General features: G+C 53.1%; 1 pseudogene. It reads right to left on the bottom strand.

From position 1 onward, the window contains the following. Nucleotides 1–849, bottom strand: a pseudogene (locus Pmgp_RS19980) (hypothetical protein); the annotation flags it as partial.

The following is an 849-nucleotide window of genomic DNA, read 5'->3' on the forward strand; positions in this document are numbered from 1 at the left end:
TGAAGCGCTCGATGACATTAACCGTGTCGCCGTCTGCATCCGTGATCTGATACGTGTAAGTAAAGGGGGCGTTTTTATCCCCAATGCTGCCATCTGTGCCGGTGATGCCCGGGGCCGCGTTCACCCGCCGGAAGGTATATGTCCTGGTGGTTATTCCGCCCCTGCCGTCATCAGCCGTAATTGTAATGCTATGCTGGGTATTGATGGCCAGGGCCGTCCACTGGGCTGAAGTGATTGTGAGAGTTATATCCGTATTCTTCGGGGCATTGTTTAGTGTCCTGAGCACGGTGGTATTGAGCTTTTCTGTGATATTTACCGCGTCATTATCCGCATCACTGACTTGATAGGTAATGCTCGGGGGTGCGCTCAAATCGCCCAGGTTTGTATCCGTGCCAGAAATCAGAGGCGCAGAATCCAGATTTACAAAGCAGGCGCGAAAGCCGATGATGCTGTAAGCATTGCCGTTCGTGTAGTAGAAATAGGCCAGGCCGGAGTAGGAAAAGCCATAGTAGCCACCACGGATAAACACCGGATTGGAGGAGTACGGGAAGTTGGAGCTCGTAGCCGTCCCGGCCCAGTTCAGCCAGCCGGTGGTGCCGGTTCCGGCAGTGGATGTTTCATTGAGCATCATACCGCCGCTGGTTGCAGCCGCTGCAGCATAGTTTTCAGCTTGCCCGTCAGATGTACCAATCGGGAAAACGTCTTTATACTTGGCGTCGGCATTTACCAGCGCGGCGCAATATGTGGTCAGGTTAGCATTGCCGTTATTTACATAAGATGCCACATACACATAACCGCAGCCAACCATATCGAAAACGCCGGTGACGTTCCCGCTGGTGGATGTTTCAC

This window comes from Pelotomaculum propionicicum (genome assembly GCF_004369225.1).
In the GTDB taxonomy this organism is placed as follows: Bacteria; Bacillota; Desulfotomaculia; order Desulfotomaculales; family Pelotomaculaceae; genus Pelotomaculum_B; species Pelotomaculum_B propionicicum.